This is a genomic window from Microcoleus sp. CAWBG640 (assembly GCF_020883015.1).
Taxonomy (GTDB): domain Bacteria; phylum Cyanobacteriota; class Cyanobacteriia; order Cyanobacteriales; family Microcoleaceae; genus Microcoleus; species Microcoleus anatoxicus.
Genome location: NZ_JAHRFC010000027.1, coordinates 1 through 18311, shown reverse-complemented (window position 1 = coordinate 18311; position 18311 = coordinate 1). Strand labels below are relative to the sequence as shown.

Sequence of the window (18311 nt, the reverse complement as noted above, 5' to 3'; positions counted from 1 at the left end):
CGAATTATAAAGGCTCAACTAAGCAGTAAACCTGACCGTCAATTAACAGCCTCGTAATTCCCTTAGCTTGCAAATAAGGTGCTGTTTTTTGTAGCATCTTGCCATCAGGAATCTTAAAAACTCTTTGATGGCGAGTAGCAAATCGCCTAGCTACTCGGTGGTTGTCAAAAACGGACAAAGTTTTCTCGCGAAATTCTTGGGGAGGAATTTGACCCAGTTCGCCAAAAGCTTTCAAGGGTCTAGTGATTAATTCCCCAGATCGATCGACTACCAAATAACAAATTTTGGGAAGAGGCGCGAGGCTAAAAGGTAAAATTTGAATCAGGGTGTTTCCCCGAAGCTGGAGAAAGTCACCGGACGATCGCAAACCCAGCAAACTTGCTTCTAACAGAGAGTCATCCTCATCGACATCCTCACCATCGAAGTCATCTAAATCATCATCTAAATCATCCTCATCTAAATCATCCTCATCCTCGTCGAAATCCCTAAAATCTTCACCTCCGAGAAGTCCTTCTGCTGGCACTATTACCTTTAATTCCCCAGTCAGATCCACGTAGTCACTGCGATCGACACGATTCTGGTGCCTGACTTCCGATGCGCCAGCAACATCCACATCTGAGTAAAGATGACCTTGCTCCGCGATCTCAGCAACTGGGGAGGAGGCTGATAAAGAGGGCTGTGGGATTCTCTGTCTCAAATTGGTGGGTATTGATGGGGCAACACTTGGAGATAAAGGATAGGAGTCACTTACAGAGGAGGACGAGTCCACTTTCATTGGGGTATCTTGAGAAATAATTGGGCGATCGGGTAAACGCTTTTGTTTTTGCTGGACTAAAGATTCGTATTCCCGCTCAGACAAAGCACTCTGAAGGATGCGTCTGACTGTAGAACTGCTGACCCCGTAGTGCTTTGCCAGAGTGATAGTATTCTCGTCCGACTGTCGGTACAGCCTGATGATTTCGCGTTTATCTGAATCGGAGAGTTTAGTGGGCGTCATGCCAAGTTTTCCAGCAAAAAGACTTGTTCAAGGGCAGGCTAAAGGTCAACCAACTCTGAATTTCGGTTGTTGGTTAATTTGAATCTGAGAAATGTTGGCCACGGCTACAAAGCTTTTGTATCCAAAAAGTTTGCCAACAATCCTCAAATATCAAATCCTTAAGCAGCCCGCCTACTGCGCCTGCTTTGGCGAGAACGGGTTGAGATATCATGTTCTAGGACAGCTCCTATGCCGAACAAGATGGCGCTGAAAACAAAAAATACTTCCAGCAAACTGCCACTTTGATAACTACCCTCAGCCTGAGTATCACGCCATTTAAAGTACATATCTGCGATGTACAGCGAAAAAGTTGCAGCAGCAATCATCCGCCAAGATTGAGAAAAACGTCCTCCCCAAAATGCCAGCAGCAATGCTGTGGCAATAATCAGTAGAAAAACGTCCCCCACAATGTAAAACAGATTGATGGCATAGGCATAGGGTGACAGTTGCTTGTCTAGTGCCATCACCCATCCCGGAGCTTTAGTTTCTGCTGCTTCTGTCTCCTCTGGTGCCGACTTAGCCACAGAGGATGTCGCTCCTTTAGCCTGTGACGTAGACGAGTTTTTCAAAGCAGGAGCTTTCGCTGTTGACTTAGTTGAGTCAGGTGCAGTTTCTGTCACTACTTCCTGAGTCGATGCTGGTGCGAGTCCTAGCTGTGCTCTCCAAGAGTCAGGTGCTGCCACCCAGATAGCTATCACAATACCCAAGGCAGCTATTGCCGATAACAAACCCCATTGCCAAATTTCTAGATTCAGCCGTTTGGAGGTAACAGCTATCACCATGCCGCCAATCAGTACCACGTAGCTGCCTAGATAGAAGGCATCTGCTGGGGACACATCGGGGCTGACCTCAAAATAAAGCTCCCAAATGCCAAATAGCACCCCTGCGATAAAGTAGAACAGCATCCCCAAACCAATGCCCAGCCAGACGTTGCGTCCGCTAGCCATGTGAGGACTTTTCCAGTTTCTAAAACAAACTATGGCTGCTCCGAGGTAGGCCCCGCATTCAAAAACATAGGTGCCGATCGAGTACCAAAGAGGCAAGCCCTCTTCTTGGGAGGGGGGAACGCTGAACAGTAAAAAAAACAGCAGCGCCATAACAGCCCAGACAATGCCTAGAATGACTAGGGTCTGAGCTGACAATAAAGATGGAGATGTAGATGACTTTTCTGAAGTGCTACTCATAGGGATTCCAAAAGACCTAACTAGCAGTTCAATTGCCAGAGAGTAGGTGGCAGCCAAACCGAATTAACAATTTGGTCGCAAATACAAGTTGGCAATCCCAGCTACATATCGCCTACCGCCTACACTGCAATTGTCTAAGCTGCTCTGTAAAACCTATGCAAATCCTTAACAGGGTTAACTGAACAGGCTTGCTGTTTACTTCTTGCTTTGTAGTCTCCAGATGACTCAAGAGAAATTAGTCTACTCCACAAGCAATCTCGGCAGAGCTTGCCGTTCGCTCCGAAGGAATCGGAATCAAAATTCCCGCAAACCATCCTTCGATATTTTTTGCCGCATTTAGATCCCGGTCTTCAGTATTTCCCAATTGTCTAAGCAATTGTCTAAAATTTTTAGCCTGCGATCCACAATTTGTTGAGGGCGGATTGTTTGAGCCAATCGATAAACTGATTGCGCTCCTGTGTTGGCATATCTTCCAGCACGTCCCTCACTCCCTCAGCAAAGTCGGTATTGCCAAAATATGATTTCCCCAAGCGGTGCAGCTCTTGTAACAATGTCTTAAGATGCTGCTCTTGCCAAGGGGGTAGCTTCAGACCTTTTAAGGGGCTAACGGTGAGCCAATTTTTGATCGCATCAGGGGAGTCTGCCTGGGGGAAGTTTCCCTGTTGAAATACCTTGGCGATATCTTTCTGAAACGATGTGGCTTGCCTTGCCCCTAGGAGGTCTTCTACATCAAAGTAAACAGCTTGGAGAAGCAGTAAACAACCCTGTGCGAACAGGGGTGGTTTTGCTGCGTCATTACCTGTCGCTTCTTCAGCGACAAGCTGGTCTAGACGAACCTTACCCCAGACGCTATATCTATCCGGCTCTTCCAGCAGAACGCAGGCTTTGCCTTTGTTGTCGGTTAAGTCCCGCCACAAGGCTCTAGCGTCTTCAGCTTGTTTGCCGTTGAAAGCGCTGATTAGGCGGAACGTCTGCCCCTGATAATTGAGAATAGGGATTTGCTGATCCCGTTTTGGATGTTGAAAATTGGTGATTTCAACATCCTGCCGTTTCAGAATAAACATGACACTGCGATTTGACTCCTGTCATGGCCGAGGTGCTGTGCTTGATAATAGTCTGTGACCAGTATTTCTATTGGTGGACGATTTGGATCGGTTGTTTTTGAGCTGCATTCCAACTCATCTCTACACCTTACCTCAGTTCTTGTCCTGCGATCGGCTTTTATTGTAAATTAACTATCATGCTATTGGCTTGGCGGTCTTTTCAGACTTTTATGAAATGTTTACTTGCCCGATCGCACACTGTCACGATACAATACTCCTGTTAGCCAAATTCTAGCTAAATTTTGGTTTTTTTGATTTGGGTGCGTAACTCAGGTGGATAGAGTAGCTGCCTTCTAAGCAGCGAGCCGTAGGTTCGAGTCCTACCGTACCCGTTAAATAAAACCTTTACACAGCAATGCTTTGAGCCGTTCTTTGCCGAAAAGTAGAGAGCGGCTCAAACCTTATTTGTTGTGCGTTTGTTGTGCATTTGTTTCGCATTTGTTTCGCATTTTGTTTCGCACAACAAATGCGAAACACCGCCTATCTGGGTCAGGTAGTATCCCGGCATCCTGTCGGTAGACACAGGTTAACTCTCCAAGCCAAGTATTTCTAAGAACATCTCCACGTCGGTCAAGTCAGCCTTAGACTTTTTGCGTCGCGCCTTCAACTGATTGAGCAAGTCGGCCGGCTCTGGAAATTCTGCGACGGCCGGAACCCAACCCCTAATTCCCCATCGGTGGACCCCGATCGACCATCATGGGACAATTTTTCGATGGCAATACCATAAAAAAGTTTAATTGTCAATAGTTAAATCAACTGAACTGAAGATAGCAGAAACAGGTTGTCCGGCGAGTGCCCTTCTGAGGTTATCCTTATTGATCTGGCTAGTTATTGAATGAAACACTTGGATATGTTCGCAGCAACTTTATTTTATATTCCCCCAAATTTAATACTATTAGCGCCAGCCACAGGAATGGAAACAATGATGACATCGGAAAATACGGCAACTATTGTCCTACTATTAGTTGCTGTAGGAATCCTAGGTAGGGGTTTTTATCGCGCCAAACAAGAAGGCAAACTAGGGATTTTAGCTTGGTTGCAGTCAGTAGTGCTGATGACTCCCTGGCTGTTGTTTTTTGGTTTGTTCTCTGCTGGCATTTACCTAAATCTAGTGGCGGTATTGTTGATGCTAGCAGTATCAACCGGATTGTACATTTATCTGGGCAGGGAACTGCGATCGGCTGCGGGAGATAGAGTGTTACGATCGCGCGCTGATACTCCCGATGCTAGGGAACAAAAGTCGGTCAACGATGGCAATTTGGCCCCAGAGTCCCCGCCGGACTTCCCCACACAACCAGTTAAAACTGTAACCTCATCCCCCAACACTAATCCATTAGAAATCATTCCGGTTCCCGCCGAAGACTTAAAAGCAATTCAAGGTATCTTTGGCATCGATACTTTCTTTGCCACAGAAACAATTCCCTATCAAGACGGGTTGATTTTAAAAGGGAATCTGCGGGGAGATCCAGAACAAGTACACTCGCGGTTGTCGGCAAGTTTACAAGCCAGACTGGGTTCGCGCTACCGACTGTTTTTAGTAGAAAATCAAGACGACAAACCGGTAGTTATCGTCCTACCCAGCGACAACGACCCCCAGCCAAGTACCCTATCTCAAAAAATCCTAGCAGTGGTGCTGCTCGTAGCAACAATTGCTACTACATTAGAAACCAGTGGATTGCTCCGGGGTTTTGACTTCTTTAGTTCGCCAGCGAGATACCCAGAAGTTTTACCCATTGCAGCAGGAATTTGGGCGGTTTTAGGCTCTCGTGAAATTGCTCGCCGAGTCGTAGCAAATCGGTATCAGATTAACTTGAGTTGGCCATTTTTTATACCAACTTGGCAAATAGGTTCTTTTGGGGCGATCGATCGTTTTGAGTCCCTGCTACCTAACCGCAAAGTGCTATTTGACATCTCCATGGCGGGGGAAGCAGCCGGGGGAATAGTTGCTCTATTGATGCTGGCAGTCGGTTTGCTACTTTCTCACCCCGGCAGTTTGTTTCAAATTCCCGCAGAATTCTTTAAGGGTTCGGTTTTAGTAGGAACTTTGGCAAAAGTGGTTTTGGGTTCCGCTTTGCAGCAGCAGCTTGTGGACGTTCATCCTCTGGTGGTTATCGGTTGGTTGGGCTTGGTGATTACAGCGATTAATTTGATGCCAGCCGGACAGTTGGATGGCGGTAGAATCGTCCAAGCAATCTACGGCAGGAAAACTGCTAATCGCGCGACTTTGGTGACTTTTGGGGTATTAGCGATCGCTTCTTTAGTTAATCCTTTAGCCCTGTATTGGGCGCTGGTGATTCTGATTTTACAGCGGAATTTAGAGCGGCCATCCCTCAACGAGCTAACTGAACCTGACGACGCTCGCGCAGCATTGGGTTTGTTGGCTTTGTTTCTGATGATTGCTATACTTTTGCCGTGGACTCCAGCTTTAGCTGGGCGTTTAGGTATTGGCAACTAGGTCAAGTTCAACTTAAAATCCCAATACAAGGTAAAGACTGGGCAATTAAACAAGCTTGGTGCGTAGTTCACGGGAGTCAGTAGAGGTGCTTTGATAACGCCTTTGAAAGTCCCTTTGTGGTCTTAGTCAAGAATCCCCCTGATTCATCAGTGGGGAGTATCAACTAATGGAAAATCTCACAATTGGTTTAAACTTAATGTATCGAGTAAAAATCACTTATCTAAGCATCTAGGGTAAAGTTATGGCTAATCAACTTCCTCCTGTATTGGTAACTTTTGATGCAGATGTTTTGATGGCTGGCAGAACCCAAGTGTGGCAAGAATATGCCAAAGTGGGAAGTTGCTATCTCCCGGAAGTAGTATATGACGAAATAGATTATTTGACAGGGAAAGCAGTAGAAAAATCTCAAGAGCAAGTAGCTAGGGAGTTTATGCGCTTTTTTGCAGACAGTGGCTGGATTGTAACTGATGCTCAAGAAACGCACAGATCCCTAGAACCTTCGATTAAAAATCAAAGCACACAAGCAATGCTAGTCGTTGCAACGGCTCAGTGCGTTTACGGTTTAGCTCAGGAACACCCAGACGCACTCGTAGTGTTTGTTTCCAACACCCAGCCTCTACTCAAACGAATAGCTTCTGTAGGAAGTACAAATCTCTGTGGCATTACCGGGGCCATGATGTTAAATTGGGCCAGGAAGGGGGAACGTCCAGCGGCGGCAACTCAACAATTACAAAGTTTGATGCGAACCCTTGCCGAACGCAAATCAAATCAGCGGAGCCGCAGTAGAATTGAGGAAAATAGTATCAACCAAGCTGGGTCTTCAGCTAGTAAATTAACGGGGACGCGCAGCAATTTTGAAATGAAGTCGGCTAGCAGTTATGTTAAAACGAATAAAACGCCTTTTACTGAAAATCTTACTTCCAGTTCGCGTCCGAGAAAGCCGCCTCGCAGTCGGGAGGAACCGAGAGAAATGGCGCCGGCTGTCTATCGCATGAAACACATTACTGCTCCCAAAAAAAAGGGTGACAGTTTTATTTCTAACACGATCAATTTTTTGGGAGCCTTATTTTTCTTGATGGTAGCGGTGGGTATTTTGTGGCGGGTGTTTGATGTTAAAGGTTTTAGAAAGACTTTTGTTCCAGCCCTACCAAAGCCGTTGCAGCAATTTGTGAGGTCGATCGATCCTCGGTAAATGATATCCTGACCGCAGCAAATAGTTAAGATCCAACTAAATCACCGATAGGAGAGTTGCGTAAATTGAGATTTTTTGACCGTAGATGCAGGCTAGATGTAGAGATGTTTCAATAATGCTCAAGTGGAACGATATATTGAGTGGATTGGGATTAGTTTCGGCTGGCTTTGTATGTGCTGTAATATTTTTTATTCTTCTTCCATTCAGAGAGTACGATTATCCAGTACCGCTTTGGGTATTAGGAATGATGATTGCTCTTGGTACAGCACTTACTACAGTAATACATTGGGTGCTGTCTTCATCGTTGCTAAATCTGTGGACTAGGGCGAGTGGATTATTGGTTTGTCAGTTAGTGGCGATCTTGTTTGGTATGGTGTTTCTGGAAGATTCCCTGGTGCTGCCAAGTTTTTTATTTTTCGTAACTCTTATTCTAGGAATTACCAGTATTTATAGCCGTTTTTCGCCACAAAAAATACTGTTAATTCTGGGTTTGTGTACGCTATTTTTTATGGCTTTAATGTATTTATTTTTGATTGGTGGCTATATCCTGAAAGGCAAAAATCCGTTTTATGGTTCTTCCCAGCAGATGCTGCCACTTTTGAATCAAAGGGTAGAAATTCGCACTGATAATCCCGATCGGTTACAGTGGAATGGCAAACTTGGGGAACTCACGCATATTGGCCGTTATGAAGTGACAGTGAAAGTAGATGCTGTTGGAGATGAAAAATTGATATGGCCCTATGTCTATGTTTGGTGGCAGGATATCAAGGCTGCTCCTCAAGAGAATTTGAATTAAACTGCTAATAGTATTAGTTTAAAGCCGGTGTTGCTCCTTCTACAGGACGGACGATGGCGGGTTTATTGATAGCTTGAGGCTGAAATAGTGCTTTCAGCGCTGCGTCCAGATTTTCGGCCATGACAATGCGGTTTTCGTAGGCAACAATCACTCTTACTAAAGTGGGTAAACTATTGCGCTCGGCTTCTAAGTACAAAGGTTCAACGTAGAGTAAAGATTGTTCGATGGGAATTACTAATAAATTTCCTTGAATTGCTTTTGAACCTTGGCGATTCCACAGAGATATTTGTTCGGAAATAACTGGCTCTTGGTTGATTAAAGCTTCTATTTGTTCTGGACCATAAACTAATCGCTGTTTGGGAAATTGGTACAGTAGCAATTTTCCGTAATCGCCCTCATCGGATCGCCCCGCAATCCAAGCAATTAAATTGTTCCTACCGACCGGGGTAAAGGGTAGTAACAAAATAAATTCTTCTGATTTTTCGGTCGGCAGTTTTGTAATCAAATAATAGGGTGCTACTGGTTGCTGTTGGCTGCCGTAAATTTCATTGGGAATTCGCCATAAATCCTCTCGATTGTAAAATACTTGAGGGTCTTCCATGTGATAGGTTAACAAGCGTTCGGATTGAACGCTCAATAAATCTGCTGGGTATCTGAGATGTTTGCGGAGAGCCGGAGGCATTTTGTCAAGAGGTTTGAAGAGTCCTGGAAAAATAGCCATCCAACTGTTGACTATAGGGTCTGAGGGGTTGGTAACGTAGAAGTCTACAGAGCCGTTGTAGGCATCAATGACTATTTTTACCGAGTTGCGGATATAGTTAAATTCATTTTTTCCGGGATCGGAATAGGGATAACGATCGCTGGTAGTGTAGGCATCGACAATCCAGTAAAGGTAGTTGGGATAATTCTGATTGAGTGAGGGGGAAGACTGGATATTTTTGGTTGTTTTCTTGGCTGCTTTTTCTCGGAAATTAGTTTGACTAATCTGGGCGTTGACTACTACTAAGTAGGGGTCTGAATCGTAGCGCAAAAAAGGAGCGATCGCTCGTACTCTTTTGTTAATATTTCGGCGGTACAACAACTTAGTTTTTGGTGTAAAGTTGCGGGTGAAAGCTATTTGCCAATTTTTGAGATAATTAGCAAATAACCAGCGTCTCCACAGAGAGTCTATGGCAATTCCGCCTTTACCACTGTATGTATTGTAAACATTGTCTTCACCGCTGGGGTAGTCGAATTCTTTAACTTTGGTAGGTGCCATCACGTCGGTATCGGTGACTTCGCCGTAATAAATGCGGGGGTGCCCGATGGGTATACTGGCTCGAAGGCGATCGCTAGTGATGTCTAAAGCCGTCTCCCCCCTCGCTTCGACTCCAATATCTTTGACAAAATAATCTGGTAAACCGCCGGCACCGATAGTATTGACGGGAGAAAGAGTAAAGCCATAACCGTGAGTGTATACCAGGTGTTCGTTAACCCAAGTTTGAGCTTCGGGAGTAACTGCTGTGTAGTCTAATTCTCTAGCGGCGAGAATGACTTGTTGGCTGTCGGCATCTTGTTTTTGGATTTTTGGGTTTTTAACTGTGTAGCGATCGATATCAGCATCTAAGAATTTATAATAAGGTCTAATTTGTTGCAACTGTCGGTTGGTTTGCAGTAGTGGCAGTTTGTCCCACAGGCGGATATTGCTGATGGTAAGCTGATTTTTTTCCAAGTCTGTATAGCTTAATTTACCTTCTGGATCGAAAGTTTTTATTTCGATTTTATTGAGGTCGAATGCTTGTTGAGTAAAGGTAATACTTCTCTGAATATATGGTCTTTCTTTGGCTATTTCGTTGGGGTTGACAATTAAAAATTGGACGATTACTGGCAGTAAATAAATTAAGGATAAACAGCTTATAACCAAACTAAGGACAATGGATTTAAAGCTGTTACTTTTAATTTTTAATTTACCGACTGGCCAGAGCATAAAAATTGCGATAGCGATCGCCATAACACTGGCCAATCCATAGGAGGGCAGTCGCACTGTGACATCAGCATAATTAGCCCCGTAAGTAACGTCTCCCCGCGAGTACAGCAATTCGTAACGAGCTAGCCCATAGAGGAAGGCGATGGCTAGCATCAAAAGTGAGCCTAAGCCATACAAGTGTCGCTGCTGCGATCGCGAAAACCTCAAAAATCTTCCTTGACTCAAGCTGTTTGGGGATAGTAAATAGGTGAAAGTGCTAGATACTAAACTATACAAAAGTACAACAGTCAGTGAGAAGGCACACAATTCTAATATGGGCAGAATAAATACATAAAAGCTAAGATCTTGATTAAAAATAGGCTCAGTGATGTTAAAGTTAATGGGGTGGAAATAGAGCAAGACTTTTGTCCAGCGACTGGCGCTAATTATCCCGATCGCCAAACTGAGAAAAATGGCGAGTGCCCGCAGCCAAAAATCCGGCTTAATTGTCATGGCTAACATCAGTCCCAGCAGTAAGCCCAACTGCCACCAATGAGAAAATAACTGCACACAGAGCTGCCCGATGGAGTCAAATCCCAAATTAATTGGCCCGGCAGGCACTGCGCTGGCTATACTGAAATCGGCGAGGCTAGCTGCTGCTAACAGCCCGCAATGAATTACCATCAAACCTGCGATCGCGCTTAATCCGAATAACCACAACAGCAACCAGGGAAATGCCTGTTGAGGTTGAGACAAAGATAATTGATAATTCTGCTCCGTTTTTGTGAGACTTACTGAAGCAAATAACGCCCCCAAATTCGGCGACTTGGTTTCCTCAGTCGGATGTTTGAGGCGACGGGCTAAAGCTAAATTCCCCATCAAAAAAACAGCAGAAATAGCAGTGGGAATTACCCCCAGCAACCCTTGAGTTTTCAGCCTCAACAGCAAAACCTGAAGATATCCAACTTCCTGAAACCACAGAATTTCTGCTACCAGGCTGGTAACTAACTCCATCACCAGCCCTAGCCCCGCAATCAGTAGAATTATTTGATAAATCCGCCTGTTCAAAGTCATCATCTTCAACTTCTCGCCACTATCAATATTTGCCGCAGTTCATCGGGGTGAATTTGCGGTTAAAAAGTTCCTTTTTTTATTTTTTCAATAAGTATAGAGTGCAAATTTTCTGTTACTTTCAATAACTGCTCGGCCCTAAAAAATAAGGATTAGCTATTGACTTTGGGGATTTTTTTATGGTATATTTTAAATAATGGGAGTGGTGGCAAAAATAAAAAAATTGCCACCACTCCCATTATCTAATAATAGGTTATCACTTTGGGAAAGTCAAGCGTTTAAGCTTAAAAAAATGACGTTTTTTTTTAAATTTAATGCAAAAAAAATAAGCATGAAAACCAGAGGGAAATAATCCCCAGGCAGAGCCTGGGAATTAGGGCAAAAAATCAACTAGCTATACTGCTGATTGACATCCACATCCAAATTAAACAGTGTTTGCAAAGTCTGCATTGCTTGTCGCCGTGCCTCAATATCTTGCTGAGCGCGTAATTGCACCATTGGATCGTGTAAAATTTTATTCACAATCCCTCTTGTTAAAGATTCAATCACATCTTGATGTTTCTCGGAAAACTCTGAACCTAAACGCGATAAAGCTTTTTCTAACTCTTGTTCCCGAATCAATTCTATCTTATCGCGCAAACAGCTAATAGTCGGAACAGTTTCCAGGCTGCGCCACCAAACATCAAAAGCTGCTACTTCTTGTTCGAGTATGCCCTCAGCTTCCATTGCCATTTTGCGGCGGGTTTCGTGATTTTGAGCTACCACAGCTTTTAAGTCGTCTACATTAAACGACTTGACATTGGTTAGCTCTTTTACATCAGAATCGACGTTGCGGGGGACAGAAATGTCCACTAACATCAAAGGGCGATCGGGTGCTAAGACAGTTGCTAATTTAGCTTTATTTAAGAGTGGATCGGTAGCAGCGGTGCTGGTAAAAACCAAGTCGGAACTAGCAATTACCGACATCATTTCTGAAAGCTGATATAAATGTAATGGGGCATCTTTAAACAGGCTGGCTAATTCTTCTGCACCACGGAGCGATCGATTGACGATCGCAATATGGCTAGCTCCTTTGGAAAGCAAATGCTGCACCAAAAGTCGGGACATTTTACCCGCACCGATAATCGCAATCCGGCTGGTTGCTAAATGCTGACCTTTGAGTTGAGCCAGTTCCGCCGCCGCCGAAGAAATGGAAACCGCACCGGTACCAATACTGGTTTCTGTGCGAACACGTTTCCCTGCTGTCATGGCTTGCTTGAGCAAGCGCTCCAAAATTCGACCTACACCTTTATACTGCTGAGCGAGTTTGTGAGTTTGTTTCACCTGAGCCAAAATTTGCCCTTCTCCGAGAACCAAACTGTCAAGGCCAGAAGCAACTCGCATGAGGTGCATTACCGCATCTTCGTGCAGTAAGATGAACAGGTGAGGTCGCAAAGACTGTAAAGGAACTTTACTGAATTCTGAAAGGAATTGAGTAACTTCCCGCACACCAGGTTCCGACTCGGTGGTAACAATATAAATTTCTAAGCGGTTGCAAGTGCTGAGAATAGCAACCTCTTGAATATGTGGGTAGCTACGCAATTGGGCTATAGCCCCTTCAATCTTCTGTTCTGGAATGCTCAGTTTTTCACGAACTTCAACCGGCGCTGTTTTGTGGCTAAGACCTACAACTGCAATATTCATATCTGTGATTTGTCACTATTTTTTTTTACTGGTCAACAGTCACCTGTCATTAGTGTTTAGTTTATCCTTAATTGCTAATAACTGGTGACTGTCAACACTCAACTGTCAACAAGCCAACAGCTTAATGTTGGCTATTAACACTCAAAAGTTAACAGCCAACAGTCCACAGGCAAAAGCCAACAGTTAACTGTTAATTAATGACTAATTTAATTGCAGAGATTTCGGCTGGTCAAACATATGGATTGTATCCACAAACCGAGCAGTCTTGGACTGAGAAGAAATTACCAAACTTTCAGTACGAGCGCCGCCACCAAAGAAGCGAACTCCATCCATCAGCGTTCCGGGAGTAATTCCGCAAGCTGCAAACAGAACTGTTTCCCCCGATGCCAATTCTTCAGCATTGTAAATCTTGTCTGGGTCTGTGATGCCCATTTCTTTAAGTCGAGCGATATTGCTCTCTTTACTTTCACCGATCAAACCAGTTTTTACAACCGCCGGATCGTAAATCAACTGCCCTTGGAAGTGACCGCCCAAACAGCGCATTGCTGCTGCTGAAATCACACCTTCCGGTGCTGCACCAATACCCATAAGTGCGTGGATATTAGAACCAGAAAACGCGCAAGAAATTGCTGCTGAGACGTCGCCGTCGCTGATCAGTCGAACTCTTGCACCCGCTTGCCGAATTTCATTAATTAAATCTTTGTGCCGGGGGCGGTCCATCACCACTACCACCAAATCCTCAACACTGCGGCCGAGACAATCAGAGATAATTTTGAGGTTTTGGGTCGGTGTCTTACGAATATCTACATGATTTTTGGCAGCCGCAGGAGCAGCTAATTTGTTCATGTAGAAATCGGGAGCAGCAAACAAACCACCTTTTTCGGAGATTGCTAAAACTGCCATGGAACCGTTTTGACCGTAAGCCACTAGGTTAGTACCTTCGCAGGGGTCAACAGCGATGTCAATCTCGATTAATTCATCTATGTTGCAGACATCTTTAGCATCTTCGCGGGTACAAATACCCACTTGCTCGCCGATATAAAGCATGGGTGCGTCGTCGCGTTCCCCTTCACCGATCACGATGCGACCGCGCATATGAATTTTGTTCATCCGCTCGCGCATGGCTTCTACAGCCACTCTGTCGGCTTCATCTTTCTCGCCTTTGCCCATCAATCGAGCTGAGGCGATGGCTGCCTGCTCTACTACTTCGATAATCTCTAAACCGATTGCATTGTCCACGAACTATATCCTCCCAACTGAGTCCTGCGTGCCTTGTGCTTTTTTTGCACTCCCAGCAATCAAGTTTATCAGAGGCGGGGATCTGTGCGAGCGTAAGTCTTGAGTTAGTTTGTGTTAACTTTTGCTTCTTACAGACCCGACAGTGGGAAATTGATCCACAGGAGAGTGGGAGAGAGTGGAAAAACCTGAGCCATCTTGGGCGATCGGATTGACCGAAAATTTGGGTGCAAGCCCCGTCCTTTTAGGACGGCTTTAATTAGACTTCTTGAAAAAGCGTTTCAACGTTTGCTCATGGTTGTGGTAGAATCAGGTAGGAGGATAGAGCAAATGTTTCATTTAGTCTACGAATTCAAACTCAAACCAACGGCAGGACAAATAGCAATCTTTGAAGATTGGCTAGAACAATGCCGTCGCGTATACAACTACGCATTGGCCGAGCGTAAACATTGGTTTGAGTCTCGTAGTTGTCGAATTAACGCTTGCTCTATCCGATCTGAGTTCATCATTCGGGCCGAAACAAAACGACCAACTTATGCAAGCCAGTGCAAAAATTTAACTACGGCTAGGGCAAACATACCCACTTTGGCTGCCGTCCAAGTACACGTCCTACAGCAAACACTGAAAAGGCTTGAAAAAGCGTTTGTGAGTATGTGGGAACAAAAACACGGTTTCCCCCGCTTTAAGAAAGCAGGAACAATGCGATCGTTTGTGTTCCCACAATTGGGGGTTAACCCCGTCCAAAATCAAGCGGTGAAGCTTCCTAAGATTGGTTTGGTTAAGTTTCATCAATCACGTCCTATCCCTGATGGTGCAACGATTAAGCAAGCAAGGATAGTCCGTAGGGTTAGCGGTTGGTACGTGATGTTAACCCTACAATGGGACGTTTCAGTACCCAATCTAATGCCCCACGGTGAAGGTATCGGAATTGATGTGGGACTAACTAATTTTCTAGCAACTTCTAACGGTCTTTTAGTCAAGCGCCAAAGATTTTTTCAAGACGCAGAACGCAAGCTTAAATTGCTGCAACAACGTGTCTGTCGTAAAAAACTAGGTTCTAACAATTGGCGTAAAGCTCAAAACAAAGTCGCCAAACTGCATGAATACGTTGCTAACAGTCGGAAAGATTGGCATCGTAAATTATCTCATCAAATCTGCCAAAATGTGGGAATGATTTTCGTTGAGGATCTGAATCTGATTGGGCTGTCTAGGGCGATGCTAGGGAAACACTGCTTAGACGCAAGCTGGGGTCAGTTCTTCACAATCCTAGAGCAAACTTGTTGGAAATATGGCGTGTACTTTCAAAAGGTAAGCGCTCATAAGACGAGTCAAGTTTGCCCCAATTGTCTAGCAGAGACAGGAAAAAAACAGCTTGATGAGCGTACTCATTCATGCTCGGACTGCGGCTATACAACGGACAGAGATGTTGCAGCCGCTCAAGTAGTTCTAATTAGAGGACTTGCAGCCGTAGGGCATACGGTCAAGATGCTTGCTGAGGGTAAATTCATTGGAATCCCTGCGAATCAAGAATCCCCTCGCCTTTAGGCAGGGGTATGTCAACAAGCCGTGCATTACGGTGAATCCTAACTTGGGCGTGGAATATGTGGCTCGGTTGTTTGCTAATACGCGCATCCGATCGCAGAAGCTGGACAAAACGGCTTTTGATGAGTATTGCGAGGAGAATCCAGACGCGGCTGAAGCTCGGATGTACGAGAGCTAGTACCTAGCTAGCGATTAAGTTGTTTACCGGGCTGTAATTGGTGTATTTTTGTCCATCAAACCCGGTTTTTGGCTATCCCTGCGTAAGTCGCGATCGCTCAAAATTCGACAATTACGGGGGCGTGGTCGCTGGGTTTGATCAGTTTCCTAGGATTAATATCTATGGTGCAGTTTTTGGCTTTTTCATAGAGAGACAAGCTGAGATAATGGTGGTCAATTCTCCAGCCTTTGTTGCGAGGAAATGAGGCGGCGCGATAGTCCCACCAGCTATAGTGGCCACCTTCTGAGGTGAATTTACGAAAGGGGTCACTCAATCCTAATTCTATGATTTCTGTGAGTGCGAGGCGCTCTGGGACTGATAAGCCGGCGGAGTTAGCACAAGCTTTGGGGTCGTAAATATCTCGATCGCCCGGAACGATATTAAAGTCTCCACAAATGCACAAATGAGGTGATTTGTCAAGAGTAATTTTCAAGTATTTGTGTAACAATTTCAGCCAATGTAGCTTGTATTCATATTTCTCGGAACCCACTTCTGAACCGTTGGGAACATACACGGAGATAATACAAATATCGTCGATGATGCCGGTGATGAGGCGTTTTTGTTCGTCAAAAGTGCCGACGATTTCCTCACCGAGAATGGGTGAAAATCCGGCGCTAACTTGCTGCATGGGAACTCGACTCAAAATCGCCACACCATTGTAGGATTTTTGGCCGGAGATGTAACAGTGGTAGCCGATGTCGAGAAAGGGTTGCAGAGGAAAATCTTTGTCTATAACTTTGGTTTCTTGCAGACACAAAACTTCTACAGGGTTTGCTTGCAGCCAGTTAATGACGTGTTCGATGCGGGTGCGGATTGAGTTGACGTTCCAGGTGGCGATTTTCACGATGATAGTTTAAGGTACGCAAGTCTAATCTGCAATGGCGATCGACTGAACGCTTGGTTTGAGCTTTCAGAACAAAAATATAATATCACCTCCTGTACCATCCTGAGTTAAGAGGGGGTCCGCCCTGTTCCAGAACAATTAAAGGTGCTTGTGGGGTCTCAACCCCCAGATTGAGCAACCTCTACTTCGGAAATCAAATTCGGCAAAGTTGAATAATCTAAGTACCTCAACTGCGACAGGGCCTTGCTTGTGTTAGATTGAGCGTAATTATTGTGAACTCTTCTCCTCCGGCGCGTCAGACAAATGGTTATTACAAAACGAGGGCTTGTTCTAAGTGCAGCAGCGGTGGTACTCACTGCTGTAACTCTTGCCAACACTGGTTGCAGTTCTAAATCTCTAGCTTCTTTTAGGGGTAGTCCCAAAGAGTTGGTTGATGAAGTTTGGCAGATTATTGACAAAAGTTATGTTGATGGTACTTTTAATCAGGTTGACTGGAAAGCAGTACGAAAGGATTATTTGAACCGGACCTATAGCAGTGATGAGGATGCTTATAAGGCCGTGCGGGAAATGCTCAAAAAGCTCGACGATCCTTATACTAGGTTTATGAACCCGCAAGAGTTCAAAAATATGCAGGTTGACACTTCTGGAGAATTAACAGGAGTGGGAATTCAGTTGACTCAGGATGAGAAAACCAAGAAATTAGTGGTGATTTCGCCCATTGAGGATAGTCCGGCTTTTAAAGCGGGGATTCAAGCAAAAGATATTATTAGTAAAATCGATGGCAAAATCACTGAGGGGATGGACACGAATCAAGCGGTAAATTTGATTCGCGGTCAAGCTAATACTGAGGTGACACTGACTATTATCCGTAATAATAAGGAAATAGAATTTAAGCTGAAACGGGCGAAGATTGAAATTCATCCGGTGCGCCATTCGGTGCAGAAAAGTTCGATGGGTGAAATCGGCTATATTCGCCTGAATCAGTTTAGTGCAAATGCGGCATCGGAAATGCGATCGGCCCTTCAGGATTTGGAAAAGAAAAAAGTGACAGGCTATATTTTAGACCTGCGTTCCAATCCGGGCGGGTTGTTGTATGGGAGTATTGAGATTGCTCGGATGTGGCTCCAAGAAGGTACGATCGTCTCTACGGTCGATCGAATCGGCGAGACGGATAGACAAACTGCCAATAAAAAAGCGATTACTGACAAACCCTTAGTGATACTGGTAGACGGGGGTTCTGCTAGTGCTAGCGAGATTCTTTCGGGTGCTTTGCAGGACAACAAACGGGCGGTTTTGGTGGGAACAAAGACCTTTGGGAAAGGTTTAGTGCAGTCGGTACGTGGTGTGGGAAATGGTTCGGGTTTAGCTGTGACGATCGCTAAATATTTTACTCCCAGTGGGCGGGATATCAACCACTTGGGCATTGAACCGGATGTGAAAATTGAACTCACCGAAGCTCAAAAAGAGGAATTGAGGCGCGATCGGGATAAAATCGGTACGAATGCAGATCCGCAGTATGCGAAAGCTTTGGAAGTTTTGACCAAGAAAGTGACTGGTAAAACAGTAAATCAGAAGGCTGAGTCGAAACCGAATGCTGCGCCACCAAAAGCGAATGCGGCCCAGGCTAAGCCGAGTTCGGCACCGGCTAAATCCAAGTAAGTAAATCCATCTAATTAAACGTAAGATACAGGTGGCTAAAAAGCTTGCTGTATGAGCATTGTTCACCTCTATCTTCTTCCTTCTTCCTTCTTCCTTCTTCCTTCCCCCCTTGGGGGGGGGCAGGGGGGGTTCTTCTTCCTTCTTCCTTCTTCCTTCTACTTAGTTGTTCACAAAAACTTGCTGTCAGAAGCACTAAAGTCCTCATTGCAAACCTGGTGGGTATTGATACTCCCCACCGATGAATCGGGGGGATTCTTGATTAAGACCACAAAGGGACTTTCAAAGGCGTTAACAAAGCACCTCTACTGACTTCTTTGAGACAAAGCCCCAAAGTTGCCGCTACTTTTC

The 18311-nt window shown here is 44.9% G+C and carries 12 protein-coding genes, 1 tRNA gene and 1 pseudogene; 7 read left to right on the top strand and 7 right to left on the bottom strand.

Features of this window, described 5'->3' with window-relative positions:
* Positions 1-4: 4 nt before the first annotated feature.
* The 3 genes from AAFP11_RS15380 to AAFP11_RS15370 form a co-directional block, all read right to left on the bottom strand.
* A complete protein-coding gene (locus AAFP11_RS15380; RefSeq protein ID WP_341737855.1) occupies positions 5-997 on the bottom strand; it encodes a hypothetical protein in 993 nt (330 codons plus the stop codon).
* A gap of 158 nt (positions 998-1155) precedes the next feature.
* The gene (locus tag AAFP11_RS15375) at positions 1156-2220 is read right to left on the bottom strand and encodes a hypothetical protein (protein ID WP_341737854.1); all 1065 of its coding nucleotides are present in this window, start codon (positions 2218-2220) and stop codon (positions 1156-1158) included.
* Positions 2221-2609: 389 nt separating this feature from the next.
* Positions 2610-3284, bottom strand: a complete 675-nt coding sequence (locus tag AAFP11_RS15370) for an Npun_F0813 family protein (RefSeq protein ID WP_341737853.1) — start codon at positions 3282-3284, stop codon at positions 2610-2612.
* A gap of 297 nt (positions 3285-3581) precedes the next feature.
* Between AAFP11_RS15370 and AAFP11_RS15365 the strand changes: the two genes are divergently transcribed.
* The 4 genes from AAFP11_RS15365 (at position 3582) to AAFP11_RS15350 (ending at position 7766) form a co-directional block, all read left to right on the top strand.
* A tRNA-Arg gene (locus tag AAFP11_RS15365) sits at positions 3582-3655 on the top strand.
* A gap of 590 nt (positions 3656-4245) precedes the next feature.
* Positions 4246-5778, top strand: coding sequence for a site-2 protease family protein (locus AAFP11_RS15360; protein WP_341737896.1), 1533 nt, complete (start codon positions 4246-4248; stop codon positions 5776-5778).
* 241 nt (positions 5779-6019) lie between these two features.
* Entirely contained in the window at positions 6020-6970 is a 951-nt protein-coding gene (locus AAFP11_RS15355) for a PIN domain-containing protein (RefSeq protein ID WP_341737852.1), read from the top strand.
* A 115-nt stretch (positions 6971-7085) separates the two neighbouring features.
* Positions 7086-7766: a hypothetical protein gene (locus AAFP11_RS15350; RefSeq protein WP_341737851.1), complete on the top strand. Its 681-nt coding sequence runs from the start codon at positions 7086-7088 to the stop codon at positions 7764-7766.
* Between the two features lie 13 nt (positions 7767-7779).
* Here the strand turns inward: AAFP11_RS15350 and AAFP11_RS15345 are convergent, their stop codons facing one another.
* From AAFP11_RS15345 to glpX, 3 genes are all read right to left on the bottom strand, one after another.
* The gene (locus AAFP11_RS15345; RefSeq protein ID WP_341737895.1) at positions 7780-10785 is read right to left on the bottom strand and encodes a UPF0182 family protein; all 3006 of its coding nucleotides are present in this window, start codon (positions 10783-10785) and stop codon (positions 7780-7782) included.
* Between the two features lie 387 nt (positions 10786-11172).
* The gene (locus AAFP11_RS15340) at positions 11173-12465 is read right to left on the bottom strand and encodes a glutamyl-tRNA reductase (RefSeq protein WP_341737850.1); all 1293 of its coding nucleotides are present in this window, start codon (positions 12463-12465) and stop codon (positions 11173-11175) included.
* A 201-nt stretch (positions 12466-12666) separates the two neighbouring features.
* A complete protein-coding gene (gene glpX / locus AAFP11_RS15335) occupies positions 12667-13704 on the bottom strand; it encodes a class II fructose-bisphosphatase (protein WP_341737849.1) in 1038 nt (345 codons plus the stop codon).
* A gap of 327 nt (positions 13705-14031) precedes the next feature.
* Here glpX and AAFP11_RS15330 point away from each other — a divergent pair, with 327 nt between their 5' ends.
* Both AAFP11_RS15330 and AAFP11_RS15325 read left to right on the top strand, forming a co-directional pair.
* Positions 14032-15246 carry a transposase gene (locus AAFP11_RS15330; protein WP_341737848.1) on the top strand — a complete coding sequence of 405 codons (1215 nt, stop codon included), beginning with the start codon at positions 14032-14034 and terminating at the stop codon, positions 15244-15246.
* A 10-nt stretch (positions 15247-15256) separates the two neighbouring features.
* Positions 15257-15421: pseudogene (locus tag AAFP11_RS15325) on the top strand (CP12 domain-containing protein); the annotation flags it as partial.
* A gap of 97 nt (positions 15422-15518) precedes the next feature.
* On the opposite strand, the gene xth reads toward AAFP11_RS15325, so the two are convergent.
* Complete coding sequence (gene xth, locus AAFP11_RS15320; protein WP_341737847.1) at positions 15519-16304, bottom strand: exodeoxyribonuclease III; 786 nt, start codon at positions 16302-16304, stop codon at positions 15519-15521.
* A 303-nt stretch (positions 16305-16607) separates the two neighbouring features.
* Here xth and ctpC point away from each other — a divergent pair, with 303 nt between their 5' ends.
* Positions 16608-17963 (top strand): carboxyl-terminal processing protease CtpC, encoded by a 1356-nt coding sequence (ctpC, locus tag AAFP11_RS15315; RefSeq protein WP_341737846.1) that lies wholly within the window; start codon positions 16608-16610, stop codon positions 17961-17963.
* Positions 17964-18311 lie beyond the last annotated feature (348 nt).